At 46.4% G+C, this 224-nt stretch carries 1 pseudogene; it reads left to right on the top strand.

Features of this window, described 5'->3' with window-relative positions:
* Positions 1-16 precede the first annotated feature (16 nt).
* Positions 17-224: pseudogene (locus HMI57_RS18640) on the top strand (hypothetical protein); the annotation flags it as partial.

A 224-nucleotide genomic window follows, 5' to 3' on the forward strand; every position in this document is an offset into this window, starting at 1 on the left:
GCTGTATGACTACGCAATGCTGCTCGAATCACAATCAAAGTATGCAGAAATGGAACAGGTTTTACGGCGTGTGATCAGCATTGAGCCAAAGAGCCAGCATGCTTACAATGCGCTCGGATACTCGTTTGCCGACAGAAATATCCGCCTTGATGAAGCGCTGACACTGATCACAAAGGCAAATGAATTGTCGCCGGATGATCCATTCATTCTGGATAGTTTAGGCT

The sequence above is a fragment of the Arthrobacter sp. 260 genome, from assembly GCF_013116745.1.
Lineage (GTDB): Bacteria > Actinomycetota > Actinomycetes > Actinomycetales > Micrococcaceae > Arthrobacter_D.